Origin of the sequence: Geomesophilobacter sediminis (assembly GCF_016458275.1) — a bacterium.
Classification (GTDB): domain Bacteria; phylum Desulfobacterota; class Desulfuromonadia; order Geobacterales; family Geobacteraceae; genus Geomesophilobacter; species Geomesophilobacter sediminis.
This window is the reverse complement of sequence record NZ_JAEMHM010000007.1, coordinates 256,510-282,679: the sequence shown is the minus strand read 5'-3', so window position 1 is coordinate 282,679 and position 26,170 is coordinate 256,510. Positions and strand designations below refer to the sequence as shown.

Genomic DNA, 26,170 nt, shown 5'->3' with positions numbered 1-26,170 from the left:
GAAGGCCGATCGGAGAACGGGTTCCCCTCGGACCGGTCGGACGGATCAGACCGATCGGTCGACGCTGACCGCGCAGTAGCCGGCGGCACCGGGGTGGCACCAGGTTTTTCCCTGGCCCCTAGCCCCCAGTCCCGAGCCCCTGCTTTACTTCCCGCAGCACTTCTTGAACTTCTTGCCGCTGCCGCAGGGGCAGGGGTCGTTGCGCCCGGCGCTCTTCTTCACCTGGACCGGCTGCTGCTCGGGGGCGTGATCGCCGAGGTTGAAGACCTGCTTGCGCGCCTGGCGCTGTTCTTCCTCGATCCGGCCGATCTCGTCTTCGTGGGCCACCTGCACCCAGAAGATCTTCTCCACGACTTCCTGGCGGATCCGCCCCATCATGTCGAGGAACAGCTGGTACGCCTCGCGCTTGTATTCCTGCTTGGGATCCTTCTGGCCGTAGCCGCGCAGGCCGATCCCCTCTTTCAAGTGGTCGATGGAAAGGAGATGGTCCTTCCACTGGGCGTCGATCACCTGGAGCATGATCACCTTGATCAGGTGCTCCATGAGCTCGGGGCCGAATTCCTGGAGCTTTTCGGTGAAACGGGTGCGGCCGGCGTTTCGGAGCATCTCCTCGAAGTTGACCGGGGTGAGCCGGTCGATGACCTCGGCGGGGAGATCGAGGTGCATCCCGAACTCCTTGAAGACCGCGTCCCCGACCCCCTGCCAGTCCCACTCGCGGGCCGGGACCTTGTCGATGGCGTAGGCCTGGGCGATTTCGGTGATGGTGTCGTCCAAAAGCCCCTGGAAGCTCTCCTGGATCGCTTCGCCCCCCAGGATCTCGCGGCGCTGGGTGTAGATCACCTCGCGCTGCTTGTTCATGACGTCGTCGTATTCGATGAGGTGCTTGCGGATCTCGAAGTTGTGCGCCTCGACCTTCTTCTGGGCGTTCTCGATGGCCCGGGTGATCAGGCCGTGGGTGATCGCCTCCCCTTCCTCGATGCCGAGCTTGTCCATGATCATGGAAACGCGCTCGGAGCCGAAGATGCGGAGCAGGTCGTCCTCAAGGGAGAGGTAGAACCGGGAGGAACCGGGGTCCCCCTGACGGCCGGAACGGCCGCGCAGCTGGTTGTCGATGCGGCGCGACTCGTGCCGCTCGGTCCCCAGGATGTGGAGACCGCCCAGCTTGGTCACCTCTTCGTGTTCCGCCGCGCAGACCGGTTTGAACTTGTCGACCAGGGCCTGGAACTGCCGGGTGTGCTCGGCCATTACCGCGTCTTCCAGGTCGTAGCCGTCGGCCTCGGGGTCGTCCTTCAAAGCGGCGGCGACGATCGGGCCGAGCCCGGTGAAGTCGGCCTCCAGCTTGTCCATGATCTGCTTGTCGCTCCACTCCTTGGCACGCGCCTCCTCGAAGAACTCGACGAACTCCTCGGTGCGGGATTCGGGAGTGCCGTGGAAGGCCTGGCGGGCAAGCCCGTCCGGGTTGCCGCCCAAGAGGATGTCGGTACCGCGGCCGGCCATGTTGGTGGCGATGGTGACCATCCCCTTGCGGCCGGCCTGGGCGACGATCTCCGCCTCCCGGTCGTGCTGCTTCGCGTTCAACACGAAGTGGGGAATCCCCTCGCGCTTGAGGAGCTCGGAGAGGACCTCGGACTTCTCGATCGAGATGGTGCCGACCAGGATCGGCTGCCCCTTCTCGTTGAGCTCCTTGATCTCCTGGATGACCGCGCCGAATTTCTCGCGCTCGGTCTTGTAGATGACGTCCGGGAAGTCGGGGCGCAAAAGCGGCCGGTTGGTCGGGATGACCACGACGTCCAGGCTGTAGATCTTGTGGAACTCGACCGCCTCGGTGTCCGCGGTACCGGTCATGCCGGAGAGTCTCGAGTACATGCGGAAGTAGTTCTGGAAGGTGATCGTGGCGAGGGTCTGGTTCTCGTTCTCGATCTTGACCCCTTCCTTGGCCTCGATGGCCTGGTGCAGGCCGTCGGACCAGCGGCGCCCCGGCATGAGACGGCCGGTGAACTCGTCGACGATGAGGACCTCGCCGTCGCGCACCACGTAGTCCACGTCCCGCTTGAACAGGGCGTGGGCACGCAGCGCCTGCTGGGTGTGGTGCAGGATCTCCATGTTGCGCGGATCGTAGAGGTTCTCGATCTTGAGGAGCCGTTCCACCTTGGAGACCCCCTCCTCGGTGAGGGTCGCCGACTTCGCCTTCTCGTCGATGGTGAAGTCGCCGGTGTAGACCTTGCGCTTGCCGGAAAGGGTATTGGCCTCGACCTCCTTCACCTCGCCTTTGACGAGAAGCGGGATGATCCGGTCGATGATGTAGTACTTGTCGGTGGAGTCCTCGGTCGGCCCGGAGATGATGAGCGGGGTACGCGCCTCGTCGATGAGGATGGAGTCGACCTCGTCGACGACCGCGAAGTTGAACGGGCGCTGGACGTAATCGGCCAGGTCGAACTTCATGTTGTCGCGCAGATAGTCGAAGCCGAATTCGTTGTTGGTGCCGTAGGTGATATCGGCGGCGTAGGCCTCGCGGCGCTCTTCGTCGTCGAGGTCGTGCACGATGACGCCGACCTCGAGGCCGAGGAAGCGGTGGATCTTGCCCATCCACTCCGAGTCGCGCTTGGCGAGGTAGTCGTTGACGGTGACGACGTGGACCCCTTTGCCGGAGATCGCGTTGAGGTAGGAGGGAAGGGTCGCCACGAGCGTCTTGCCTTCACCGGTCTTCATCTCGGCGATCTTGCCCGAGTGCAGGACCATCCCGCCGATCAGCTGGACGTCGAAGTGGCGCATGCCGAGTACGCGTTTGCCGGCCTCCCGGCAGACCGCGAACGCCTCGGGGAGCATCGAATCGAGGCTCTCACCGCGGCCGTAACGTTCCTTGAACTCGAAAGTCTTGCCCCGGAGCGCTTCGTCGGAGAGCTTGGAGATCTCCGCTTCCAGGCCGTTGATCTTCTCCACGATCGGCCAGAGGCGCTTGAGTTCCCGCTCGTTCTTACTGCCTACAAACTTCTTAATCAGCGCGCCAAACATCAATAAACTCTCCTTCGCTTCAGTCAGAAAGGGTTGTGGAAACAGGTCAAGATACCACGAATGTGAGAATCGCTCAACAGAAAAGGGTGGTTACAGGTAACTGTCACCTTCTTGTGGCAGAAAGGTGATCGGCTTTGACCTTCTTGCATTACCGGGGCGCCCTCCTTATAATGGGGGGCCCGATTCAAGGAGAGATCATGCCGGAAACCGTAGCATTCAACGAAAGCCTTTTGGAAACCCACCTCCTGGTGGATGCCCGCACCCCGCTGGAATACGAGGAAGACCACATTCCCGGTGCCGTCAACGTCCCGCTTCTCACCAACGAGGAACGGGTGGAGATCGGGATCATCCATAAAAACGACGGGCCCAAGGCGGCCCGGCTGCGCGGGCTTGCCCTTACCGCGCACCGCTTTCCCGAGATGGTCGACGCCGTGGCCAAGGAGGCCGGCGGCCGTCCCATCGTCGTCTACTGCTGGCGCGGGGGCTTAAGGAGCAAGACCATCGCCACGGTGCTGGATCTGGCCGGTTTCCCGGCGCGACAGATGATCGGAGGCTACAAGGCGTTTCGCAACCAGGTGTCGGCGTTTTTCCAGGATTTCCGCCACCCCACCCCCCTGGTGGTGCTGCACGGGATGACCGGCATCGGCAAAACCACCCTGCTCGCGATCCTGGAACAGCGCGGCTTTGCCGTCCTGGACCTCGAAGGGCTCGCCCGGCACCGCGGCTCCGCCTTCGGCGAGCTCGGGCTTACCCAGGCGCTCACCCAGAAACGCTTCGAGACCCTGTTGTGGGACGCGATCCGCAAGCTCCCGTCCGACATCCCCCTGGTGCTGGAAGGAGAAAGCCAGCGCATCGGGCGGCTGTCGCTCCCCGGCGACTTCTATGACAAGATGGCGCAAGGGATCCGGGTCTGGTGCCACGCCCCGGTGCCGGTCCGGGTGCAGCGCCTGATCGCCGAGTACGGCCTCCCCGAATACAAGGAAGAGATGGCCGAGGCACTGGGACGGATCAAGAAGCGTCTGGGCGGAAAGTGCTACGAGGAGCTGAAGGGCAACCTGGAGCGCTGGGAGATGGAGCCTTTCATGACCGGGCTCATCGAGCTTTACTACGACAAGGTCTATTACAAGAACCGGGAGTGGCGCGAGGACTTCGGCCTGGGCATGGAAAACTTCGAGGCCGCCGCCGACGAACTCTGCACCGTCCTTACCGAGCGCCTCGGCGCCCGCCCCTGCCCCTGAAACCCTATCCGGCCACGGCGTACAAGATGTAACAGCCTCTTTCCTCTGGGAAAAACGCCCGGACGTCCCCTCCCCTTCAAGGGGAGGGGACGGGTGAGGATGGGGTTCTTATCCAGCACCGGTGAATCGCGACAGGAATGTCGCTCCTAGATTTCGAGGCAGCGAATTCGCGCCGGGAAAGGCGCTCCCACCGTGCACGGCTCTCGCATCATGCTCGTAGGGGCGCAGGATGCTGGGGGCCCATCAATCCTTTTTAGCCCTCTCCCTTCACCCGATACTTGCGCACCATCTCCACCGGCTGATAGGAAAGCTTCGCCTGCCGAAGCGACAGATCGCCCAGGTCCTGCTCCCTATTGATATAGGTGCAGTCGGTGAACAAGAGCCGGGCGAACTCGCGGTTCACAAGCTGGTAGATCCCGTCCATGAAGAGATCGGCCTTCTCGAAGTGACAGACGCAGGTCTCGGCGTTCAGCCGTTCGCCGAGCGCGAAGCCGCGCACCTCCCCTTCCACGAGTACCACCACCCCTTCCAGTCCCAGTTCCCGGTTAAGGCGCAGCGCCTCGGCCGCCCCCTCAACCTCACCCCCCACCTGGTCCCCCTGGGCCGCCCGCACCCGGCGCCACTCTTCCAGCAAGGCGAGCGCCCCCTCCAGATGCCCATCCCGGTAAGGCTCCACGGTGAAACTGTGGCGCAGCGAGAAGTAGTTCACCCGGTTCTTTTTCTTGTGAAAACGGCTCCCCGGCAGGGTGGCCAACTCCTCGCGCAGGTAGAGATAGTCGGAATTGTCCCGGTCCTCCACCGCCTCGACCTCGCGCAGGTAGCGCTCGCGGAAGGGATCGTCCGCGCCGTAGAGAGTCAATCCTTCCCCCCAAAGCCGCGCCAGGGCGGCCGGGATGTCGCCGGACAGCGGGGGGAGGAAGTACGGCGTGCCGTCGTACCCTTTTCCAAGAACGACGACCGCATCGCCGACCATGGTCAGCCGGTAGTCGTGGACCACGCGAAAAAGAAAAAGGTTGGCGAAGGAAAATTCCGAGATGCGCGGCTCGAGCTCGCGGAACAGCCGGTCCAGCAAAGGCTTGTCGCTAAGCTCTATGCCACGCGCTTCCGGAAAAGATGGGATGTGCGGCATGACAGGTGTCCTCCCCGAAGGGGCTCAGTATAGCAGCATTCGGCTTTCCGGTGCATGCCATTTTAATTATAAGCAAGGTGTGCAGTCGCCGGCTCATTTACAAGGGGGTGGAACCAAAAAAACTTTTACCTTACCGTGTGGGAGCGCCGGTCCCGGCGCGATCGCCCGCGGTCTGTATCGCCCAAAACCAGAATGCATCGACCAGCCGCGAAATGATGGGCGCAGCATGCTCGGCCCCTACGAGCCTCGTCCGGGCCTGCCCCGCGCACCGCCCCCATCTCCCCACCTGGCCCGTTTCAATTTTCGCAGAATTGCGAAAAATTCACTGGCATTTTGGTACCGGTTTCCGCTAGTATCCCGTATACGTTACATCCCCCCCATTGCGCAGGTGAAAAGGGAGGCCCATGGCCGAGATTATCAATCTCGTTAACAACCTGAAACTCCGCTGGAAAATGATGGTACTGGTACTCCCCCTGGTGACCATCCCGATCTTCATCGTCGGCGGGGTCATCGGGTACATCTCCACCAAGCAGGCCTACCTCGGCATCACCCAGACCAGTAAGGACGACCTCGAACACACCGCCTCCTTTGCGGCCGATCTCCTCAACTCCCATTACCAGCAGTTCCAGGTCTACAAACAGGACAAGGAACGGAGCTTCCACCAGGAGCTCGCCACCCTTACCGACCTCTCCTACAACATGGTCCGGGCCCAGAACAACCAGTACAAGAAGGGGCTCATCGACCTGGAAACTGCGAAGCGGGAGGCGGACCGCGCCCTGAAAAAGGTGAACGTCGGCAAGACCGGCTACATCTATGCCATGACCAGCAAGGGGGAGCTCAAGGTCCACATCGCCCAGGAAGGGAAGAACGTCTTCAACGAGCACGACGACAAGGGGCACTACTTCATCCGCGAGATGTGCGAGAAGGCGGTCCGGTCCAAGCCGGGGGAGGTCCTCTACATCGTCTACCCCTGGCGCAACGCGGAACTGGGCGACAAGGCGCTGCGCAAAAAGGTGGTTGCCTACCGCTACTTCAAGGATTGGGACTGGATCATCGCCGCCGGCGGCTATCTCGAGGAGACCTACGAGGACGTCAATTTCGAGCGGCGCTCCTTCGAGGCGCTCAAGGAAAAGCTCAAGGCGAAGAAGGTCGGCAAGACCGGTTACATCTTCTGCATGGACGGTTCGGGGAACTTCATGATTCACCCGAGCGGCGAAGGGAAGAACTTCATCAAGGCGACCGACTTCAACGGCTCCACCTTCATCAAGGAGATGTGCGAGAACAAAACCGGCTGGATCCGCTACGCCTGGAAAAACCCGGGAGAGTCGGCACCCCGGATGAAGATCGTCCGCTACGAGTATTTCAAACCGTGGAACTGGATCGTCGCCGCCGGCTCCTACGAGGACGAGTTCTACGAGGAGGCGAACGCGATCAAGGGGCGCATCATGGAGAGCATGGTGGTGCTCACCATCCTGGTCTCGGTGATCTCCATGGTCCTGGTCTTCGTCGCCTCGCGGGTGATGACCGACCCGATCGCCCGGATGATGACGGTGATCCGGAAGGTGAAGCGGGGGCGCTTTGACGAGCGGATCCCGGTCACCGCCAACGACGAGCTGGGCGAACTGGCCGTCGCCTTCAACAAGATGACCAGCATCATCAAGCACAACAAGGAGCTGGAGGCGAACCTGGCGCAGCAGGGGAAGATGGCGTCGCTGGGGGTGCTCTCCTCCGGCGTGGCGCACGAGATCAACAACCCGCTCGGGGTCATCCTGGGCTACGCCGGCTATATCGAGGGGAAGCTCTCCCCGGACGACCCGCATTACAAGTTCATCCACGAGATCAAGCGGGAGAGCAAGCGGTGCAAGAAGATCGTCCAGGATCTTTTGAACTACGCCCGGACCCCGCAGCCCGACCTTGAGGAAACCGACATCAACGCCCTTTTGGACCAGATCGTCGATTTCGCCGCCAACCACACCGACATGCACCACGTGTCGGTGCGCAAGGAGCTCCAGCCGGGCATTCCCTCGATCATGATCGACGGGGACCAGATCCGGCAGGTGGCGATCAACCTGATCCTGAACGCCGGGGCGGCGATGGAAAAAGGGGGAACCTTGGTGGTGAGTTCCGAGCTCGCCGCCGACGGGCTGGTGAGCCTCAAGTTCCGCGACAACGGCGGCGGGATTCCCGCCGAGCACATGGAAAGGATCTTCGAGCCCTTCTTCACCACCAAGATCAAGGGAACGGGCTTGGGTCTCGCCATCACCAAGCAGATCGTGGAACAGCACCACGGCAAGATCCGGATCGAAAGCTCGGTCGGGACCGGGACCACCGTGGAGGTGCTCCTTCCGGTGAACCGGGACCTCTACGAGTAAATCCGCTCCAGCGGGGTCCGATCGGTCGTATCGAAGGCCCCGCGCAACAGAGAAGCCAAGAACGACTTTTCCGGCGCCGGACGCCGCCGGGACGGAGGACTTTGTGACGGCACAGAAAAGGGTAATGGTGATCGACAACGAGGAAGGGCTTTGCCGGATGATGGAGGCAGTCCTCTCCGACAATGGCTACCAGGTGACCGCGTTCACCCGCTCGTTCGAGGCGCTGGAGACCTTCACGGCGCGCCAGTGGGACATCATCGTCACCGACATCAAGATGCCGGGGATGGACGGCCTGGAACTGTTGCAGAAGATCAAGCAAAAGGAACCTTCCATTCCGGTCATCATGGTGACCGCCTATGCCACGGTGGAGATGAGCATCCAGGCGCTGCGCAAGGGGGCCTATGACATGCTCACCAAGCCGTTCGAGCCGGAGGAGCTCCTCTACCGGGTCAAAAACGCCCTGAAGCAGACCGCCCTGATGGAGGAAAACCGGGAGCTCCGCGAGGAGCTGGTCGGCAGGTTCCACGTCGAAAACATCATCGGGGCGTCGAGCAGCCTGCGCGAGCTTCTGGAACGGGTGGAGAAGGTCGCGGTGCGCGACACCTCGGTCCTGATCACCGGCGAGTCCGGCACCGGCAAGGAACTGATCGCCCAGGCCATCCACTACAACTCGCCGCGCAAGGAAAAGAAGTTCGTGGCGATCAACTGCGGCGCCCTCCCCGCCTCGCTTCTGGAGAGTGAGCTCTTCGGCTATCGCAAGGGGGCCTTCACCGGCGCCTCGGAAAACCGCCGCGGTCTTTTGGAGACCGCCGACGGGGGGACCCTCTTCCTCGACGAGGTGGGGAACCTGCCGATGACGGTGCAAAAGACGCTGCTGCGCTTTCTCCAGGAGCAGGAATTCAACCGGATCGGCGATCCCACCCCTACCAAGGTGGACGTCCGGGTGCTGTCGGCGACCAACGCCGACATGAAGCACGCGGTGAAACAGGGAGAGTTCCGGGAAGACCTCTACTACCGTCTGAACGTGGTGAACCTCCACCTCCCTCCCCTGCGCGAGCGCAAGGACGACCTGCCGCTGCTGGCAGCACATTTCATCCGGCAGCAAAACGAGAAGTTCGCCACCGCCATCAAGGGGCTCACCCCCGAAGCGCTGGAAGCGGCGACCAACTACCACTGGCCCGGGAACATACGGCAGTTGAAGAATGTGGTCGAGGCGTGTCTCGCCATGGAGAGCGGGGAGTACATCGGCCTTCCGGTCCTGTCCCAGTTCATCGAGATCGCTCCGCAAGGCGATGCCGGGGTTGTTTCCAACATCGTCGAGGAGGGTGAGTACGCCCGTGCCCTTTCGCGGTTCGAAACGGAATACCTGAGAGGGCTTCTGCGCAAAAACGGCGGCAACGTCGAGGCCGCGGCCAAGGAAGCGGGGACCAACATGGCGACCATCTACCGCAAGATCAAGAAGTACGGCATCCGCAAGGACGAGTACGCCGGGTAACCTGCCAGCGGATACGTCGCGTTTCGTTCCTCAAGGCGACCTGCCGCTTCATCCAGAACCAACGGCAAGGTGGCGCCCACCCACCATGTAGGAGCGACCTTCCGGTCGCGATCGAGTCTCTTTACATAAGCAAGGTAGCCGTTTTACCCTGTGGGAGCGCCTTTCCAGGCGCGATTAACTGCTACCGTCAGCACCGCCTGCGGCGGATCGCGCCCAAAATGGTGCTCCCACAGAGAAAAAACCACCCCGTCATTTCTCCCCTCGCCCCACAGTCCACCGTGGGAAGGCACCCACCGATCCAAGCTCACTCCGCCAGACTTGCCAGCACCCAACCGGGAAGGTCGCCCTGCAGCATTTGCAAAACGCATTTGCACTTTTGCAAAACCGTTTGACGCAAGCTTGCAGCGCTGCAAAATGCCGCGCGTTTTTCGCGAAACCACCTCATCGATCTGTTTTTACAGCACATTTTCCTATACCAGCAAAAAAATACCGATTTTCTCCAGCAACCCCTCCTTTTTTTGGTCCGGGGAAATCCCTTTGCAAAACTGCAAAAGCGACCAACGTTCGACACCCCTCATAAACAGCGTAACCCTGCGACCCAGCTACCTTATTGGCGATCATTAAACCGGTGGCACGACAGTTGCTAACAAATGGGCGTTACCCCAGCACTGGTCGCCCGTCGTCGCGGTCCATTCGAGAGTTGAGGCCCTATGCTTAAGGAAACGATCTGCCCCTTTTACGGCAAAAACGATGACTACTGCGATGTGGGATGTGGATATATCTCCCCCTATGACGTGAAACAGATCATCAGGTTTTGCAGCTGCCGCTACCGCGAGTGCCTCAAGTACCGGGAACTTTCGGAGCGACACCCCTCCGAGCTGACCGACGGGTCGCTTTTGGGTGGTGTAAGAGCCTAAAAAGCTCCAGCATTTGATCAAAGGAGAACGGTCATGAGCGAAAAAGAACTGGAACTTCTGTCAAGGATTGAAGAGCTCGAGCGCCACACCTGGCGCAACAGCGCCATCCTGCGCGCCGTCGCGATGGTCGCCTTTACTGCCTTGATCGGGATCGTCGTCGCCTCAGGGGTGGTCGGCGGCGGCCGCGGCAGTCACTGGTCCGGCCCGGCCTGGAACACCATGTGGCTCTACGGCCTGTTCGCCGCCAACGCGGTCTCCATGTTCTGGACCACCCACAAGGAATAGCGGGACGGCCCATCCCGCTCTTCCGGCCAAGTTACGTACTGTTTGCCATTCATTTTTCAAGTTCCGCTTTCGGGAGGACTTGCCATGCCGATGAAAATTTCCCACGCAATGCTTCTTCTGGTCGTTGTGACGATCTGCGCCGTCTTCTCGCTGCGCATCTTCCAAGGGCTCGACGAGATGATGGGAGACCAGTACTGGGTGGTCGACACCACCCAGGGCGATCACGGCTGGTACGGAATGGGACTGCTTCCCTACGTGAAGAAAGTGCCCAAGGACGTGGTCAAGGCGGTCAACACCAACCCGGAGAGCAAGGAAAAGTACATCATCTACGCCCAAAACGGCGACTTCGCCGGGAACTCGGTCTACGGCATCTGCCTCGGGATCCCGCTGATCATGTACCTGATCTGGTTCGCCTTCATCCTGGGCTTCCCGGACCGGATCGACCCGTACCTTCTGCCACGCCGGATCTTCACCACCGCGGTCATCGCGATGCTGTCGGTCCTGGTGAACCTGTTTTTGATGCGCATCGCCGCCGACTTCGCCCGGGACCCGATGTCCCGCATCGCCAACGTCGCCGGCAACCACGCCTCCCTCCTCTTCCACAACGCCGGCATCTGGTTCGCCATCCTCTTCACCGCCTTGGGGACCCCCAACCACAACATCCGCGAGACCGCCGCCCCGGACAGCCGCAACTGGCAGACCCAGGCGAACGAGAAGTTCAACTGGATGTTCGTCCTGCTCGCCGCGGTGACCGTCCTCGAGGTCGCCCTGGTGAAAAACCGTTTGGCGCTCCCCGACGCCGCCGTCGACTACTCGGTCTGGATCATCCTGGTGGTCATCTTCATGCGGATGTACGGCTTCTCCCCCAAATACTGGGTGAAGCGGGGCCGGGGGATCGCCATCATGTTCGCCGGCACCGCGGTAACGCTCCCGGTCTTCTACCTCCTGGAGCGGGCCACAGGGACCCTCGGTGCCGGCTTCGCCTCTCCCATCCTGAGCCAGGCGCTGGGACCGGAGAACGCAAACATCGGACTTTCCCTCATGGTCTCCATCTACCTGATCTTCTGGATGGAGTTCGCCGCGGCCATCCGCCGCAACGGCCCGGCCAAGCCGCTCGCCACCGGGCGTCACTAGGCCGCCGCACCTAAACTTCAACAAGGCAGGGGAAGCGCCATGCTTCCCCTGTTTGCGTCTCCCCGCCCCCTCCTTTGCTCCATTTCCAAACAGACCCCCATTGCCTCCCTTCCGCTGGCTCCGCCCTTCCCGGTAGCGTCTCCAATCTGGTCCACAGCTAATTTCCTATTTTTTTTAGACAACGTTTTACATCCGAAAAAAAGTCGATATCATTAAAACAACGAGCACTTTCTCCTTATGAGAACGCAACCGTGCAGAATTGCGACGGTGTTTTGCCATACCCGCGTTTGCCAAACGCGGGACACTTCCCATTCCAGGAGCAGCCGGGCCGGTAAAAAATTAGCTTTTTTTCTTATCCCATTTTTTTGATATTTTCCTTTGATACCGGCAGGTTAATCGCAACCAGATGGCACCGCCGGTAAAAAAATATTTCGCGGCAGATTTAAAACATCGTTTATTTTTATTGTACATTCCAAAATCATGTGTTAAAAGGAAAACACGTATACGCTTTCACCGGGGGATCGGAAAGCCCCCAGGATCCTCCGGCAAGCGGAGATTGTTGGAACACAATTAAGCCATATCAGTTACTTATACGCCGCGACCATTTAAAGGGCGGCGATAAAAACCCGGTTTGCTAAACAGCACGTTGTTGTTTGAAAAAAAATCCAATTTCGAAAAAGGGGGAATTATCGAAAAGTTATCAAATGGACCTGGCGGGACGCCGACGACGACGACGGGCACTTTACCAAGAAAGGAGTAACGACCATGGCAGAAAAACAGTACAACTGGGCCGCAATTGCTAAGAATCCGAAGTTCGTGGAGCTTCACCGCAAAAAGACAGTGTTTTTATTCGGGTGGTGGATTTTCTCCTGTGTGTATTACTTCCTGCTGCCGATCTCGGCGGCGTACACTCCGGGGATCTTCAAGATCAAAATCATCGGCAACATCAACTTCGGGTACCTCTTCGCGCTTTCCCAGTTCTTCGTCAGCTGGGCACTCGCCCTGTACTACTCGCACGTTGCCAACAAGGACTTTGACCGACTCACCCGTGAACTGGTGGACGAACTCTAAGAACGGAGGACTATAGACTATGAAAAAGATCTTGCTCAGCCTGACCTTAGCCCTCTCCCTGGGCTCTTTCGCCTTCGCGGCCGAGCCGGCCAAAGCGCCGGCAGCAGGCGCTCCCGCTCCGGCGGCAGCAACCGCCCCGGCCCCGACCGCCGCCGCACCCGCCGCGATGCAGGCCGCACCGGCCGCCACCGCTTCGGTTGCCGCCAAGGACGCCGCCAAGCCGGAGGCACCCAAGAAGATCAAGGCCGACAAAACCATCACCATCTCGATGTTCGCCCTGATCATCGCCGCCACCCTGGGCGTCGTCGTCTGGGCCGCCAAGCAGACCAAGAGCGCCGCCGACTTCTACGCCGCCGGCGGCGGGATCACCGGTACCCAGAACGGGTGGGCGATCGCGGGTGACTACATGTCCGCGGCTTCCTTCCTCGGTATTTCCGGGATGATCTCCCTCTACGGATACGACGGGTTCATGTATTCGGTAGGGTGGCTGGTTGCCTACATCACCGTGCTCCTGATCGTCGCCGAGCCGTGCCGCAACGCGGGCAAGTACACCCTGGGGGATATCCTCTCCTTCCGTACCTCCCCGACCCCGGTCCGCGCCTTCGCAGCGATCTCAACGGTTTCCGTCTCCACCTTCTACCTTACCGCCCAGATGGTCGGCGCCGGTAAGCTGATGCAGCTCCTTCTGGAGATCCCGTACAAGACCGCCATCATCGGCGTCGGCATCCTGATGGTCATCTACGTCGTCTTCGGCGGCATGGTCGCCACCACCTGGGTCCAGATCATCAAGGCCGGCCTGCTCATGACCGGTGCTACCGCTCTGTCCATTCTGGTCATGATCAAATCCGGCATGAACCCGGTCCAGTTCTTCGCCGACATCGCCAACAACCCGAACGTTCAGGAGCACGTCCAGAAGGTGGTCCTCAAGGATCCGGTCGCCGTACCGGGCTTCGACTACGGTCAGCGCTTCCTCGAGCCGGGTCTGTTCCTCAAGAACCCGCTCGACCAGATCTCCCTGGGCATGGCGCTGGTCCTCGGTACCGCGGGTATGCCGCACATCCTGATGCGCTTCTTCACCGTTCCGACCGCTCAGGCCGCTCGTAAGTCCGTTATCATCGCGATGTTCATCATCGGCTCCTTCTACATCCTGACCACCCTGCTCGGCTTCGGCGCGGCCATCCACGTCACCCCGCAGGCGATCACCGCGATCGACAAGGGCGGCAACATGGCAGCTCTCATGCTGGCCCAGACCCTCGGCGCCCAGATCACCCCGGTCCTCGGCGACATCTTCCTCGCCTTCCTGTGCGCGGTCGCCTTCGCCACCATCCTCGCCGTCGTCTCCGGCCTGGTGCTCGCCTCCTCGGCGGCCGTGGCCCACGACATCTACGTCAACGTGATCAAGGGCGGCCACGCCGACCAGCACGAGCAGGTCCTCGCGGCCCGCATCACCTCCTTCTTCGTCGGCGCCCTCGCCATCGTGATCGGTATCGCCGCCGAGAAGCAGAACGTTGCCCACCTGGTGGCGCTGGCCTTCGCGGTCGCCGCTTCCGGCAACCTCCCGGTCGTCGTGATGTCCCTCTTCTGGAGGAAGTTCAACACCGCCGGCGTCATCTGCGGCCTTTTGGTCGGCACCATCGCCTCCATCGGCCTGGTCATGGTCTCCCCGAACATGACCTATCCCAAGAAGATTGCCGGCGACGCCAAGAAGGCCATCACCGTTCTCGAGAAAAAGGTTGCCGAAGGCGCCGTCCTCACCGAGAAGCAGGTCAAGGACCTCGACAAGGCACGCAAGGACTACGAAGCCAACAAGGACGGCAAGTCCATCATGGGTCTCGACAAGCCGCTCATCGAGCTTAAGAACCCGGGCATCATCTCCATCCCGCTCGGCTTCATCGCCGCCATCCTCGGGTGCCTGGCCTTCCCGAGCCGCCGCTCCGAAGAGATGTTCGACGAAGTCTATGTCCGCCAGAACACCGGCATCGGCATGGCCAAGGCGGTTGACCACTAACAGTTGGAAATCAAAGTGTGATAGCATGGGGAAGGGTAACCTTCCCCATTTTTTTCTTTTACGGATATCACATGCCCCACACGCTCTACCCTCCCCACCCGATCTCCGAGCCGGAGCTTCTGGAGAAGCTTTTAGGCGAAGTGCGCTCGTTTCTCCCCCTGCTCCAGCGCTCCGAGATGCAGCAGCTCCTCCAGGCCCTGCGCGATAACGCCCAGGAGGAACTCGACCAGATCGAGGCCTTCGCCCGGCGCGAGCAGGCGCTGCGCGCCAGCATCCCCGCAACCGACGACTACGCGAAGCTCCTGCGCATCCACGAGGATCTGAACGCGCTGGAGATGGACCGCTTCCTGCGCTATCACTCGGTTACCGCCCTGCACCAAAACTGCACCGCATACCGGGACGAGCTCGCCCGGCGCGCCGTCGAGCTTGTGACCGCTGAGATCAGCTCCCCCCCTCCCCTCCCCTTTGCCCTGGTCAGCATGGGGAGCGACGGCCGCGAGGAGCAGACCCTGATCACCGACCAGGACTACCTGGTCGTCTACCAGGACGGCGGGGAGCAGGCGGCGGACCAGTGGTTCCGCGAGTTTTCCGAGCTCCTCGTGGAACGGATGGAGGCGATCGGCTTCAAAAAGTGCACCGGCGGGATCATGCCTTCCTTCGAGAACTGGCGCGGATCCCTGCAGCAGTGGCAGCGGCGCCTTTTGGGAATCGTCCGCTACGAGACGACCGACTACGGCAAGAACCTGATGGATCTCATCGTCCTCTCCGACGCGCGCTACGTCGCCGGCGACCGGGAGACCGCAGAAAGCCTCGTGGAGCTGATCCGTTCCCTGGAGATGGACTACTTCCAGGCGCTGTGGGGGATGGCGAAGGCCGCCACCGAGATGAAGCTCGCCCTGGGTTTTTTGAAGCGCTTCTGGACCGAGGGGAGCGGCGAGCACAAGGGGGAGTTCAACTTGAAGCTCCTCGCCTGGGCGCCCTTGGTGATGAACGTCCGGATCCTGGCCATGAACCAGGGGATCCCGGCCACTGCCACCGTGCGCCGCATCGAGCTGCTCCAGGCCGAGGGGAGCCTCTCGGGGCAGATGGCGGCCGGGCTCATCGAGGCCTACCGCGTCCTCACCAAGCACCGGATCCTTTTGCAGATCAAGGTGATCAAGGGAATCCAGAAGGACGCCTACCACGTCAACCCGCACACCCTCCCCAAGGAGGAGCGGGAACAGATCCGCCGCGCCCTGCTGCTCATTGAAGAGCTGCAGAAAGTGATTCACACCAACTTTTCGATCATGTGATAGCAGTGAGCAGTAAGCAACACAGTAAGCAATAAAGCAGTGAGTAATGAAGTAATGCCAGTAACAGATGCCTCCTGCTTAAGGCAGGTATCGTCCTGGCACGCCACGTGGTCCCCCCCGCTCAAAATGCCCGTTGTTCCCCGCTCAATCTCTCCCGGATTCTTCTTCCCCCACCTCGTTCAGTACCAACGACGGCAATGTAAACAAAATACTGAAGGCGACGAAATCCTTATTGAAATGGCACGCCAAAGCACGTATTATGCCGCTTCGGTACTGGTGGTCGGCAGTTGACGGTACCGGCCGCGTCCGGTGCGGCATCGTTTTCTGCTGCCGAAATCACCGGTCCTGATGGGAGCTTACATGGCAAAAATACTCGTCGTCGACGACTCCAAACCGATCCGCTGCATGCTCAGCAACGTCCTGACCAACCGCGGATTCACGGTCGTGGAGGCCGCGGACGGCAAGGAGGCCGCCGAGCTCGCTGCGGGGAGCGCCTTCGACGTCATCATCACCGACGTCTACATGCCCGAGGTGAACGGCATCGACTTGGCCCGCTTGCTGAGGGAGACTCCCGAGCACCGCTTTACCCCCATCGTATTCCTCACTACGGAATCCCGCGAGGAATTCCAGTCCCAAGGAAACGATGCCGGCGCCACCGCCTGGCTTACCAAGCCGTTCAGTCCCAAGTCTTTGATCGACGTGATCAGGCAGGTCGTACCGGAGTAAGCACCCCTCAAGCAGAAACATCGCCCCGAAGTGGAGGAGCACCTTGATCGAAGATGTAGCCCCTGCGAATCTCTGCCTGGCTCTCGTGTCCCGGGACGGCGCCGTTTTGGACGCGTACCGGGAGTTCTTCGATCAGTGCGGGGTGCGCCTCTTTCACGCCCCTACGGTATCCGAGCTCTTCCGCACCCTTCCCGAAACCGAGATCAGCGGCATCATCGCCGACATCCCCGTTATCGTCCGCGCCAGTTACAAGGACAAGATGCTCTTCGAGGAGATCGAAGGCATCTTTCCCAACGTCCGGGTCAACTGGAACAAAGAGGCCGGGTTCAAGGTCCTCTTCTCCGACCGGCACAAGTCCGGGGAGGAAAACCTCCGGGATTTCATCGGCAAATGCGTCGGTTTCCCCCCCCGCAGCCTGCGCAAAGACGATCGCAAGGAATGCGTCCTCAGCGTCCAGATGTGGCAGGAAGGCACAACCCACGAGGCCGCGGTCCGCGCCTTCACCCTGGACATATCCCCCGGCGGACTTTTCATCAGCACCTGCTACCCACCCGAGGTCGGCAGCGTCTTCCTGGTGGAAATCTCCGGATTCCAGACCCTTCCCTTCAAGGTGGTGGTCCGTTGGATCCGCGCCTGGGGGGATGGCGGCGCCATCCCCGGGTTCGGAGCCAAATTCCTCGATCTGAGCGAGCAGCAGGCCGATTTCCTGGCCGGCATGATGCTGTAATTGTTCTTTCGGCACTGATGCTGTAGCGATCGACGTCACACCCGGAGGCGCCATGAGCCACGCACCAAAACGGTACTCGGTCAACCTGTTGCGCCCGAAAAAGGGTTACATGCGCGACGAGGTGGGCACCATCCTCCTTGTGCTCCTGGGGTGGGGGTTGGTCACCTTCGGGTTCCAGATCGTCCTCGCCCTTTGGGCCGGCACTCCGCTCGGGCGCTTTTTGACCCAGACCTACCTGTTCAACCTCCCGCTCCATTTCTTCTTCTCCGGCCAGTTCCTCCCCCTCTGGTTCATCATCCTCTGTGTCTTCTACAACTACCGCCTGGACCGGATCACCGAATACCACAGCCACATGAGGGACCGCAGCTATGAATGATGCCTCCTGGACCATCGGGATCGTCCTTTTCGTCCTGGTCTCCTTCCTGCTGGTCGGCCTGAGGCAGAAGTCGCGGGAGAGCTTGGAATACGGCTTCGGCGGCCGCTACACCGGGCGGATCGGCGGCGGCGCGGCCATCGCGAGCAACTGGATGAGCGCGGCGAGTCTGATGGGGCTGGGGGGGATCATCTACCTGCAGGGGTACCAGGCCCTTGCCTACGTCATCGGCTGGACCGGCGGCTACGTGCTGCTCCTGGTGCTCCTGGCGAGCCAGATCCGCCGTTTCGGCAAGTTCACCGCCCCCGACTTCATCGCCGAACGCTACGGCTCCCCGGTGGCCCGGTTCTTAGCCGCCCTGATCTCCATCGGGATCTCGATCATCTACTGCACCGCGCAGTTCAAGGGGATCGGCCTCCTTTTCTCCTTCATGCTCGGGGTCGAATACAACCGTGCCGTCCTCTACGGCGGGGCCGCGGTGGTCTCCTACCTGGTCATCGCCGGGGCGCTGGGGGTACCGCGCAACCAGCAGATGCTCTACTTCGTCATCTGCGTCTCCTTCATCGTGCCACTCATGTGGCTTGCCCATCACCTGGGGTACTTCTGGATCCTGCCCCAGTTCGGCTACGGCGAGGCGATTTCCGACCTGGCGCGCCAGTACCAGATCGACTTCACCCTCCCCTTCACCAGCGGCACCCTTTTCGGCTGGGTTTCCCTCTGCTTCACGCTCATGGTCGGGACCGCCGGACTGCCGCACGTCCTCTCCCGCTTCTACACCGTCCCCAACGTCCGCGACGCCCGCTGGAGCGTGGTCTGGGGGCTCTTCTTCATCGCGCTCATCTACTGGTCCGCCCCGGCCTTCGCCGTCTTCGGCAGGCTTTTGGAGGTCCGTACCGGCATTCGCCTGCCCCCTCCCGCCGCCGAACGGATGGCCGACCTGGTGGTGATGAAGACCGCCGTTTTAGCAGGGATGCCCGGATGGCTCGTCGGGGTTTTGGCGGCAGGAGCGCTCAGCGCCGCCTTCTTCACCGTCGCCGGGCTTTTGATGACCGGCGCCGCCTCGGTCTCCTACGACCTTTACTACTGCCTGATCAACCCCAAGGCCAACGAAAGCGATCGGATGGCGGTCGCCAAGGGGAGCACCCTGGTGCTGGCGGGGATCGTCCTCCTTTTGGCCCTGAACCCGTGGGGGCTCATCGTACAGATCACCGCGCTCGCCTTTGCCCTGGCCGGAAACACCCTCTTCCCGCTGCTGTTACTGGGCATCTGGTGGGACCGCGCCAACCGCTACGGCGCCATCGCCGGGATGCTGGTCGGCCTTTGCTGCACCTTCGCGCAGCCGCTTTTAGGTGGCACGTTCCCGATCCTCGCCCAGCTCTTCCCGCTGACCTCCTCCGCGCTTTGCGGCGCACCGCTGGTGATCCTGGTGATGATCGCAGTCTCCTTGGCCACCAAGCCCCCCCCGGACGCGATGCGCGACTTCCTGGAGCACGAGGTCCACGGACACCTCGACTAGGCCGAAACCTTCGAGCCGGAGAGCGTTATGCCCCTTTTCATCGGAACCCGAGGAAACGACATCCTTCGCTGGAGCGCGAGTTCCCAACTCGTCTCCGGGTTGGAGGAGCTCCTGTCCCAACGCTGGGAGCGCCAGAGCATCCCCGAAGCGGCGGCGCTTTTGCGCCAATTCCAGGGCGGGCTCGACGAAGAGCTCGCCAGGGAGATGGCGGCGCAGCGAGAGCTGGAGGAGATCCTTCGGGAGGTGGAGCAGGCCGCGACGACCGGGGAACTCGCCGCACTTTCGGCGCGGGGGACCGAATTCGCCCGCAACTACTTCACTTCACGGCGCTCCATCCTGGCCCACTTCGAAATCAACACCGAGCTGCACGACCGGATCGTGGCCCGGTCCATCGCGCTGACCCGCGAGCTGATGCGGAGCAAGGGACAAGGGGAGCCCCCGGCCTTTGCGCTTCTGGTTTCCGGCGATCGGGGACGGGGCGAGCACGGCATCGCCAGCGGCAACCACTATTTCCTGCTGCACGAAGAGGCACCGGAGTTGAACTACCTTTTCATTCACGGCGCCATCGCCGCGCTCAAAGAGGCGGGGGTGATCCAGGAGAACCCGCTCTGGCACGGGACGCTCGGCCAGTGGGAGAGGTTTGTGGCGGGAACCGGCGAGGAACAGGGGGCCGACGATCTGCAGCGCGAGCAGCGCCTGGAAACGCTCGCCGACCTGGGGCCGCTGCTGGGGGATGAGAGCCTGGGGCACCGGGCGCTCGATTTGGCCCGGGACGCGGTGCAGCGCGAGCGTAACGGGGACCTGGTGCAGCGGCTGGGACGCAAAGCGGTAGCGGCACCGGTAGCGGTCGGGCTTTTCGGTCGCTATCGGCTGCTCAAGGAAGGGGAGCAGCGCGGCAAGATCGACCTGGACGGGACGGCACTCCTCCCGCTGCAGGCGACCCTGCGGGTGCTGGCCCTTGAGGCGGGGATTGGCTGCGGCGGAACCCTGGAACGGATCCAGTGGCTGGTGGAGCGCGGCAGTTTAAGCGTCGAGCTCGCGGAAAGGCTCCTCAAGGCGTTCCAGATCCTGGTGCAGTGGCGGGTTGCCGCCCCCGGCAACGGCGGGCGCTACCTCGATCCGGCGAATCTGGACGAGGCGCAGGACGAGCAGTTCCGGGGCGCGGTGGACGCCGTCCTCACCCTGCAGAAGATCGCCTACCAGAAGATTTTCGGACAGGGGTAGGCATGATCATCTCCATCTCCACCGGGACGCTGTTCATTTTCCCACTGGAAAAGGTCTTCGAGATCGCCCTGGAAGTCGGCTTCGACACGGTGGAGCTGGTGATCAACCAGGAATTCCAGAAGGTGAACGCGCGCAAGCTGGTCCGCCACCTGGCGCAGCAGCTCCCGATCCGTTCGATCCACGCCCCGTTCATGCCGCTGGACGGCTGGGGCGGGCCGGTGGACAGCCTGAAGCGCTGCGTCGAGATCGCCGGGGAGTGCGGGGTCGAGCTGGTGAATTTCCATCCCCCGTCCTGGCTGGGGATGGAGCTCGGGTACTGGCGCTGGCTCTACAAGATCTACGATTTCCAGAAGGAAGTCGGCCAGGGGAAGGTGATCCTGACCCTGGAGAACATGCCGTGGACCGGCAAGTACAACCTGAACCACTACATCCTTTCCGAAACCGGGAAGATGATCGATTTCCTCCACGAGCGGAACCTCTACCTGACCTTCGACTGCACCCACATGGGTTCCGGCAAGGCGAACTTCATCAACGACTTCTACCTGTTTTACAACTCGGGTCGGATCCGGAACATCCATTTCTCCGATTACGGCCACGGCCGTCAGCACCTGTTGCCCGGCCACGGCATCCTCCCCCTCACCCGTTTCTTGAACCACTTGCGCAACACCGCCTACAACGAGAGCGTGACGCTGGAGCTGAGCCCGCACGAGTTTCCCCGCGACGAGCGGATCATCGTGCAGAGCCTCAAGGAGATACTGCAGTACCTCAGGAAAGAGACGCAGAAGGAGGAAGGGGAACAACTTCAGTCCACGGTGAACAGTGAACCGTGATTAGTGATCGGAGTCAGTGATCGGTGATCAGTATGTGGCAGGCCCTGTTCCTGTGGGAGCGACATTCCTGTCGCGATCCAAGTCCGCTGATCGCGGCAAGAATATCGCTCCTACAACGTTGGCTCCCGCACATCCAGGTTAAGTACATGGTAAAAAGCCCAAAAAGAAAAGGAGCCATGTCGGCTCCTTTCGCAATTAACTGATGACTGATTCTGACTACGGTGGACTGAATTAGCCTCTCACGACATAGACAGAGCACTTCGCATTCTGCACTACCTTGTGGGAGACGCTTCCCAAGAGCTTCCGTTTCAGGAACCCCTTGCCGGTGCTCCCGATCACGATGACATCGATCTCTTCCTTCTGCGCGAACCGGATCAGCTCATCGGCCGGTTCTCCATACACCACCCCGGTCTCCAGCGGCACGTCCATCTCGGCGGCGAGCTTCTCCACCACGAAAAAGATCCGCTCCTTGAGCTCGCCCCACTCCTCCTTCTCGGTGATGGGACGGGTGGGAAGAAAATCGGTAAAGGTGTTGCGCGGGGCATTGGGGAGCACGAGCAGGCCGTAGACCTTGCTCTTGAACTGGCTCGGGATCCCCGCCGCGAGCCGTACCGCTTCCTCCGCGGCCTTGTCGGAGAGCGGCGACCCGTCGATTGCCACCAGGATTTTCTTCCGCAGGTTGAGCATCTAACTCCTCCGAATCAATGAATCTCAGGGCCGGTTTGCAATTCCGGCAAAAGCATGCGGATTATAAAACAGTTCCGTACCATTGAGAAGGAATTTCGCCGGTCGGGGACAGGAAGATTAAAAAAATAGCCCCGGGAGGGTAGCAGCCACAGCCAACCGTCGGCGCCCCAGCTCGTAGGGGCGCAGCATGCTGCGCCCGTGGCACCGAGGCAAGTGGAAGCACAGATGACGGCGAGGTCCGGTTCCCACGAAGGCTGCGGTTGGCCTGATCCTGTGGGAGCGCCATTCCTGGCGCGAATCAGCTCCGGTGGGTCGCGGCAAAAGGGGTTATTCGCGCCTGGAAAGGCGCTCCCACAGTAAATAGAACTGTCGTCCCCAAATAAAAACGGCACGTTCATCCCATGATGAAAGTGCCGAAAGCTCGTAGGGGCGCCAGCCAGCTGCGCCCATTTCAGCCGTTAAAGCTTCACCTCGATCGGACCCTTATTCAATATCTCCAGCATTTCCGGGTGAATGGCCCCGTTAGATGCCGCGATCCGATGATCGTACACCGAATGCGGCTCCCCGGCATGGTTGGTGACGGTCCCGCCGGCCTCACGCACCAGAAGGGTTCCCGCCGCGACGTCCCACGGCTTCAGCTTGCACTCCCAATAGCCGTCCAGCCGCCCCAACGCCACGTAGGCGAGATCGAGGGCAGCTGCGCCGGCGCGGCGAATGCCGCGGGCGGCAAGCTGGAAACGGAAGAAGTTGCCGAAGTTGTTCTCGTTGTCGGAAGCTACGTCATAGGGAAAGCCGGTGGCAAGCAGGCTGCTGCGCAAGGGCTGCCGGGCCGACACCGTAATCCGCTGCCCGTTCAGATACGCTCCCTCCCCGCGCACCGCGGTGAAGAGCTGGTCCATCATCGAGTGGTACACCACCCCCAGCAGGATCTCGCCGTCCACCTCCAGCGCGATGGAAACGCAGAACCAGGGATAGCCGTGGGCGAAGTTGGTGGTCCCGTCCAGCGGGTCGATGATCCACTTGTGGGAGGCACATTCCCCTTCCGCACCCCGCTCCTCGGCGAGAAAGCAGTGGCCTGGGAAAGCGGCCTTCAGGCGCGAGACGATGATCTCCTCGCAGGCACGGTCCACCTCGGTCACCAGGTCGACCCGTCCCTTGAACGAGACCTCGAAATCACCCGCCACCCGTTGCCGCTGCAGGGCGCCCGCCGCCTTGGCAGCGGCGATGGCAACATCAAGAAACGCGGAATTCTCCAATTTTTTCTCCGTTTTTACCTTCCTAGCACAGGGAACGACCGACCACTTCGCGCATCTGTTCCAGCAGCGTGAAATGAACCTCCTCTTCCGCTGCAATGCTCAAAAAGAGCTCTTTTCGGCAGCCATCGCCATCGGCCGCGGCGATTTCCCGGCAGATTTGCGCGCAGCGGGCCTCGAATTCCATTGCCGTGGCCAGCCTCTGGAGGTCGCCTTCTTCCGGGATGTAATAGGGCTGGTGCAGCGAGAGCCGGCGCAGGATCCCCTTGGCCTCGTCCAGGGTGACGAAATCCTCCAGATCGGGAAGAGTCCCTCGCCGCAGCGCCAACAGTACCCGCTCCTGCCGCATCTCGTCTTCAGCCAGCATCCCGAAAAATTTCCGGATCCCGGCGCTGCCGCTTTGGGCGCCCATTCGGTGGTAGAAGCCGCGCCCCTCTTCCTTTCGTTGGAGCAGATGTTCCATGGTTTCCATACGCTCCCTCCCAGGGTTATTATCTCCGGTTGCATACAGTACCAGAAAAGGAGGGATTTACAAAAACGGCAGGCAGTATGTCACAGAAGAACTCGGTAACCTAGAAAAACAAAGCAGTAACCGGTGCGGCTCAGACACTGAGTTTGTTGACAGGACGGCAAGTTGCCATTTTTGTGGCCCCATTCTCTGTGAGAGCGCCATTTCTGGCGCGAAGGACCGGATTTCTCCCGGCGGCGGCGGGATAGGGTCGCGTCTGGTTCCCAGACTCGACCTACGAGAGACAAAAAAAAGAGGGGATCCGAAGATCCCCCCTTGGATGAAGCTCTGTTGGAAAGCCCTGGTTAGTTGTAAGCGCTTTCCGAATGCTGGGTCTGGTCGAGGCCCATGATCTCGTCTTCCTTCTCGACGCGGAAACCGATCAGCTTGTCGAGGACGAAGGAGATGATGAAGGTAACCACGATGGCGTAGGCGGCGGCAGCGCCGACCGCGATCAGCTGGATGACGAACTGCTTCGGGTTCCCCGAGGTGACGCCGGTGGCGCCGATGGTGGCGAAGACGCCGGTCAGCAGGGCGCCGGTGGTGCCGCCGACACCGTGGACACCGAAGGCGTCGAGGGAGTCGTCGTATTTGAGCTTCGCCTTGAGCATCACGCCGAGGTAGCAGACCACCCCGCCGATGATCCCCATGATGATGGCGGCGCCCGGCTGGACGAAACCGGCGGCCGGAGTGATGATGACCAGGCCGGCGACGACGCCGGAACCGAAACCGAGGGCGGAGGGCTTGCCGGCATGGATCCATTCGGCGATCATCCAGGCGAGGCCGGCAGCCGCCGGAGCGATGGTGGTGGTGGTCAGGGCCAGGCCGGCAAGGCCGCCCGCCGCATCCGAGCAGTTGGGGCCGACGATCGCGGAGCCGGCGTTGAAGCCGAACCAGCCGAACCAGAGGATCCCGACGCCGAGCAGGGTCAGCGGGAGGCTGTGCGGAGCCATCCGCTCATGCGGGAAGCCGTGACGCTTGCCGAGGAAGAAGAGGGCCACGAGAGCCGAGATACCGGAGGAGAGGTGGACGACGGTACCGCCGGCGAAGTCGAGTGCACCCATCTTGAAGAGCCAGCCGTCGCTCATCCAGACCCAGTGGGCCAGCGGATCGTAGACCAGGGTGGTCCAGAGCAGGACGAAGAGGCAGTAGGTGGAGAACTTGATACGCTCGGCCAGGGCGCCGGAAACCAGGGCGACGGTAATCATGGCGAACATGCACTGGTACATGGCGAAGACGAACTCCGGAATGGACCCCGGCTCGGTCGCCACGTTCTGGAACAGGGCGTAGATGGGGGTGCCGTCCTTCACCGTCACCAGGCCGTTCATCAGGACCTTGCTGAAGTTGCCCAAAAGGCCGTGCCCGATGTCGGGACCGAAAGCCAGCGAGTAGCCGATCACCGCCCACTGCACGCCGACGATGCCCATGGCGACCAGGGAGTGCATGATGGTGGAGAGGACGTTTTTCTGGCGGACCATGCCACCGTAGAACATCGCGAGACCCGGAATCATGAAGAGGACCAGGGCCGAGGAAACGAGCATCCAGGCGGTGTCGCCGGTATTGAGGACCGGATCCACGTTCTTGGGAGCGGGCTTGGCAGCGGCGGCGGGAGCGGCGGCGGCCGGTGCGGCTGCTGCCGGTGCAGCGGCAGGAGCCGGGGCGGTTGCTGCCGAGGCAGCGGCGGCCGGAGCATCGGCCGGTTTGTCTTCGGCCAAAAGTGCCGAGGGAGCGGCGAAAAGCCCTGCGGCCAGCGCAAGGGTGGAAAGAGAGAGGACGATCTTGCTGCGGCAGGACTTGTTCAGGCCCGGCAGAGCAGCTTCCTTAGCCTTTGCGAGGATACTTCTTCGTACCATGGGAGTTCTCCATTGAAGGTTTATTTTTTGGCAAGTGCCAGATGTTGAATGCCTAGATAGCCTCGTCGCCTTTTTCGCCGGTCCGGATCCGGATCGCCTCTTCCAGCGGGAGGATGAAGATCTTCCCGTCACCGATCCGGCCGGTGCGCGCGGTCTCCTCGATGGCGGTAACCACCTTGCCGACCAGATCGTCGGAAACGGCGACTTCGATCTTCACCTTCGGAATGAAGTCGACCACATACTCGGCCCCACGGTACAACTCGGTGTGACCCTTTTGGCGACCGAACCCTTTCACTTCGCTGACCGTGATCCCCTCGATGCCGATCTCGTTCAGCGCATCCTTCACTTCATCAAGTTTGAACGGCTTGATGATGGCTTGAATAAGCTTCATTGCTTGCCTCCTTTTCCCGTCGTTGGTCGCCTCGTCAGCGAGATTGACCAAGACTTTGCAGCCTGTGTGCCAAAGACAAAAAGCCCTGTTTTTGCGGGGCAAAAACAGGGCGCAGCAACGCAACTGCAC

Annotated in this window: 22 protein-coding genes; 15 read left to right on the top strand and 7 right to left on the bottom strand. The window is 61.4% G+C overall.

Annotated features, from left to right (window positions below; all coding sequences use genetic code 11):
- Positions 1-144: 144 nt before the first annotated feature.
- Positions 145-3,012 carry a preprotein translocase subunit SecA gene (gene secA / locus JFN93_RS10485; protein WP_199384016.1) on the bottom strand — a complete coding sequence of 956 codons (2,868 nt, stop codon included), beginning with the start codon at positions 3,010-3,012 and terminating at the stop codon, positions 145-147.
- A 197-nt stretch (positions 3,013-3,209) separates the two neighbouring features.
- On the opposite strand from secA, the gene mnmH reads away from it, so the two are divergent.
- Positions 3,210-4,250, top strand: a complete 1,041-nt coding sequence (mnmH, locus tag JFN93_RS10480) for a tRNA 2-selenouridine(34) synthase MnmH (protein ID WP_199384015.1) — start codon at positions 3,210-3,212, stop codon at positions 4,248-4,250.
- 253 nt (positions 4,251-4,503) lie between these two features.
- Here the strand turns inward: mnmH and JFN93_RS10475 are convergent, their stop codons facing one another.
- Positions 4,504-5,379 carry a DUF2156 domain-containing protein gene (locus tag JFN93_RS10475; protein WP_199384014.1) on the bottom strand — a complete coding sequence of 292 codons (876 nt, stop codon included), beginning with the start codon at positions 5,377-5,379 and terminating at the stop codon, positions 4,504-4,506.
- Between the two features lie 404 nt (positions 5,380-5,783).
- Here JFN93_RS10475 and JFN93_RS10470 point away from each other — a divergent pair, with 404 nt between their 5' ends.
- The 14 genes from JFN93_RS10470 to JFN93_RS10405 all read left to right on the top strand — a co-directional run bounded on the left by JFN93_RS10470 (position 5,784) and on the right by JFN93_RS10405 (position 21,349).
- Positions 5,784-7,751 (top strand): cache domain-containing protein, encoded by a 1,968-nt coding sequence (locus JFN93_RS10470; protein ID WP_199384013.1) that lies wholly within the window; start codon positions 5,784-5,786, stop codon positions 7,749-7,751.
- 103 nt (positions 7,752-7,854) lie between these two features.
- On the top strand, positions 7,855-9,246 hold the full coding sequence (locus JFN93_RS10465; protein WP_199384012.1) for a sigma-54-dependent transcriptional regulator: 1,392 nt from the start codon (positions 7,855-7,857) through the stop codon (positions 9,244-9,246).
- 710 nt (positions 9,247-9,956) lie between these two features.
- Positions 9,957-10,163 carry a hypothetical protein gene (locus JFN93_RS10460; protein ID WP_199384011.1) on the top strand — a complete coding sequence of 69 codons (207 nt, stop codon included), beginning with the start codon at positions 9,957-9,959 and terminating at the stop codon, positions 10,161-10,163.
- 33 nt (positions 10,164-10,196) lie between these two features.
- Positions 10,197-10,448: a hypothetical protein gene (locus tag JFN93_RS10455; RefSeq protein ID WP_199384010.1), complete on the top strand. Its 252-nt coding sequence runs from the start codon at positions 10,197-10,199 to the stop codon at positions 10,446-10,448.
- A gap of 84 nt (positions 10,449-10,532) precedes the next feature.
- Positions 10,533-11,582: a hypothetical protein gene (locus JFN93_RS10450; RefSeq protein WP_199384009.1), complete on the top strand. Its 1,050-nt coding sequence runs from the start codon at positions 10,533-10,535 to the stop codon at positions 11,580-11,582.
- A 765-nt stretch (positions 11,583-12,347) separates the two neighbouring features.
- Positions 12,348-12,653 (top strand): DUF485 domain-containing protein, encoded by a 306-nt coding sequence (locus JFN93_RS10445; RefSeq protein WP_199384008.1) that lies wholly within the window; start codon positions 12,348-12,350, stop codon positions 12,651-12,653.
- A gap of 19 nt (positions 12,654-12,672) precedes the next feature.
- Entirely contained in the window at positions 12,673-14,661 is a 1,989-nt protein-coding gene (locus JFN93_RS10440; RefSeq protein WP_199384007.1) for a solute symporter family protein, read from the top strand.
- Positions 14,662-14,732: 71 nt separating this feature from the next.
- Positions 14,733-15,953, top strand: coding sequence for a putative nucleotidyltransferase substrate binding domain-containing protein (locus JFN93_RS10435; RefSeq protein WP_199384006.1), 1,221 nt, complete (start codon positions 14,733-14,735; stop codon positions 15,951-15,953).
- A gap of 360 nt (positions 15,954-16,313) precedes the next feature.
- On the top strand, positions 16,314-16,679 hold the full coding sequence (locus tag JFN93_RS10430; RefSeq protein ID WP_199384005.1) for a response regulator: 366 nt from the start codon (positions 16,314-16,316) through the stop codon (positions 16,677-16,679).
- A gap of 43 nt (positions 16,680-16,722) precedes the next feature.
- The gene (locus JFN93_RS10425; protein WP_199384004.1) at positions 16,723-17,406 is read left to right on the top strand and encodes a PilZ domain-containing protein; all 684 of its coding nucleotides are present in this window, start codon (positions 16,723-16,725) and stop codon (positions 17,404-17,406) included.
- A 52-nt stretch (positions 17,407-17,458) separates the two neighbouring features.
- Positions 17,459-17,782, top strand: a complete 324-nt coding sequence (locus JFN93_RS10420; protein ID WP_199384003.1) for a DUF4212 domain-containing protein — start codon at positions 17,459-17,461, stop codon at positions 17,780-17,782.
- Positions 17,775-19,295 carry a sodium:solute symporter family transporter gene (locus tag JFN93_RS10415; protein ID WP_199384002.1) on the top strand — a complete coding sequence of 507 codons (1,521 nt, stop codon included), beginning with the start codon at positions 17,775-17,777 and terminating at the stop codon, positions 19,293-19,295. The genes JFN93_RS10420 and JFN93_RS10415 overlap by 8 nt, the downstream gene beginning before the upstream one ends.
- A gap of 27 nt (positions 19,296-19,322) precedes the next feature.
- Positions 19,323-20,519 (top strand): putative nucleotidyltransferase substrate binding domain-containing protein, encoded by a 1,197-nt coding sequence (locus tag JFN93_RS10410; RefSeq protein WP_199384001.1) that lies wholly within the window; start codon positions 19,323-19,325, stop codon positions 20,517-20,519.
- A 2-nt stretch (positions 20,520-20,521) separates the two neighbouring features.
- Positions 20,522-21,349 (top strand): sugar phosphate isomerase/epimerase family protein, encoded by an 828-nt coding sequence (locus JFN93_RS10405; RefSeq protein ID WP_199384000.1) that lies wholly within the window; start codon positions 20,522-20,524, stop codon positions 21,347-21,349.
- A gap of 231 nt (positions 21,350-21,580) precedes the next feature.
- On the opposite strand, the gene JFN93_RS10400 is transcribed toward JFN93_RS10405, so the two are convergent.
- The 5 genes from JFN93_RS10400 to JFN93_RS10380 all read right to left on the bottom strand — a co-directional run bounded on the left by JFN93_RS10400 (position 21,581) and on the right by JFN93_RS10380 (position 26,041).
- Entirely contained in the window at positions 21,581-22,036 is a 456-nt protein-coding gene (locus JFN93_RS10400; RefSeq protein WP_199383999.1) for a universal stress protein, read from the bottom strand.
- A gap of 458 nt (positions 22,037-22,494) precedes the next feature.
- A complete protein-coding gene (locus JFN93_RS10395) occupies positions 22,495-23,292 on the bottom strand; it encodes an inositol monophosphatase family protein (protein WP_199383998.1) in 798 nt (265 codons plus the stop codon).
- Positions 23,293-23,314: 22 nt separating this feature from the next.
- Entirely contained in the window at positions 23,315-23,761 is a 447-nt protein-coding gene (locus JFN93_RS10390; protein WP_199383997.1) for a ferritin family protein, read from the bottom strand.
- 341 nt (positions 23,762-24,102) lie between these two features.
- Positions 24,103-25,650 (bottom strand): ammonium transporter, encoded by a 1,548-nt coding sequence (locus tag JFN93_RS10385; RefSeq protein ID WP_199383996.1) that lies wholly within the window; start codon positions 25,648-25,650, stop codon positions 24,103-24,105.
- A 52-nt stretch (positions 25,651-25,702) separates the two neighbouring features.
- Entirely contained in the window at positions 25,703-26,041 is a 339-nt protein-coding gene (locus JFN93_RS10380) for a P-II family nitrogen regulator (RefSeq protein ID WP_199383995.1), read from the bottom strand.
- Between the last annotated feature and the right edge of the window lie 129 nt (positions 26,042-26,170).

What these genes read in the sequence shown, in the direction of transcription:
- secA (WP_199384016.1), bottom strand. Translation starts at nt 3,012, where the DNA reads ATGTTTGGCGCGCTGATTAAGAAGTTTGTAGGCAGTAAGAACGAGCGG.
- mnmH (WP_199384015.1), top strand. Translation starts at nt 3,210, where the DNA reads ATGCCGGAAACCGTAGCATTCAACGAAAGCCTTTTGGAAACCCACCTC.
- JFN93_RS10475 (WP_199384014.1), bottom strand. Translation starts at nt 5,379, where the DNA reads ATGCCGCACATCCCATCTTTTCCGGAAGCGCGTGGCATAGAGCTTAGC.
- JFN93_RS10470 (WP_199384013.1), top strand. Translation starts at nt 5,784, where the DNA reads ATGGCCGAGATTATCAATCTCGTTAACAACCTGAAACTCCGCTGGAAA.
- JFN93_RS10460 (WP_199384011.1), top strand. Translation starts at nt 9,957, where the DNA reads ATGCTTAAGGAAACGATCTGCCCCTTTTACGGCAAAAACGATGACTAC.
- JFN93_RS10455 (WP_199384010.1), top strand. Translation starts at nt 10,197, where the DNA reads ATGAGCGAAAAAGAACTGGAACTTCTGTCAAGGATTGAAGAGCTCGAG.
- JFN93_RS10450 (WP_199384009.1), top strand. Translation starts at nt 10,533, where the DNA reads ATGCCGATGAAAATTTCCCACGCAATGCTTCTTCTGGTCGTTGTGACG.
- JFN93_RS10445 (WP_199384008.1), top strand. Translation starts at nt 12,348, where the DNA reads ATGGCAGAAAAACAGTACAACTGGGCCGCAATTGCTAAGAATCCGAAG.
- JFN93_RS10440 (WP_199384007.1), top strand. Translation starts at nt 12,673, where the DNA reads ATGAAAAAGATCTTGCTCAGCCTGACCTTAGCCCTCTCCCTGGGCTCT.
- JFN93_RS10435 (WP_199384006.1), top strand. Translation starts at nt 14,733, where the DNA reads ATGCCCCACACGCTCTACCCTCCCCACCCGATCTCCGAGCCGGAGCTT.
- JFN93_RS10430 (WP_199384005.1), top strand. Translation starts at nt 16,314, where the DNA reads ATGGCAAAAATACTCGTCGTCGACGACTCCAAACCGATCCGCTGCATG.
- JFN93_RS10420 (WP_199384003.1), top strand. Translation starts at nt 17,459, where the DNA reads ATGAGCCACGCACCAAAACGGTACTCGGTCAACCTGTTGCGCCCGAAA.
- JFN93_RS10415 (WP_199384002.1), top strand. Translation starts at nt 17,775, where the DNA reads ATGAATGATGCCTCCTGGACCATCGGGATCGTCCTTTTCGTCCTGGTC.
- JFN93_RS10410 (WP_199384001.1), top strand. Translation starts at nt 19,323, where the DNA reads ATGCCCCTTTTCATCGGAACCCGAGGAAACGACATCCTTCGCTGGAGC.
- JFN93_RS10405 (WP_199384000.1), top strand. Translation starts at nt 20,522, where the DNA reads ATGATCATCTCCATCTCCACCGGGACGCTGTTCATTTTCCCACTGGAA.
- JFN93_RS10400 (WP_199383999.1), bottom strand. Translation starts at nt 22,036, where the DNA reads ATGCTCAACCTGCGGAAGAAAATCCTGGTGGCAATCGACGGGTCGCCG.
- JFN93_RS10390 (WP_199383997.1), bottom strand. Translation starts at nt 23,761, where the DNA reads ATGGAAACCATGGAACATCTGCTCCAACGAAAGGAAGAGGGGCGCGGC.
- JFN93_RS10385 (WP_199383996.1), bottom strand. Translation starts at nt 25,650, where the DNA reads ATGGTACGAAGAAGTATCCTCGCAAAGGCTAAGGAAGCTGCTCTGCCG.
- JFN93_RS10380 (WP_199383995.1), bottom strand. Translation starts at nt 26,041, where the DNA reads ATGAAGCTTATTCAAGCCATCATCAAGCCGTTCAAACTTGATGAAGTG.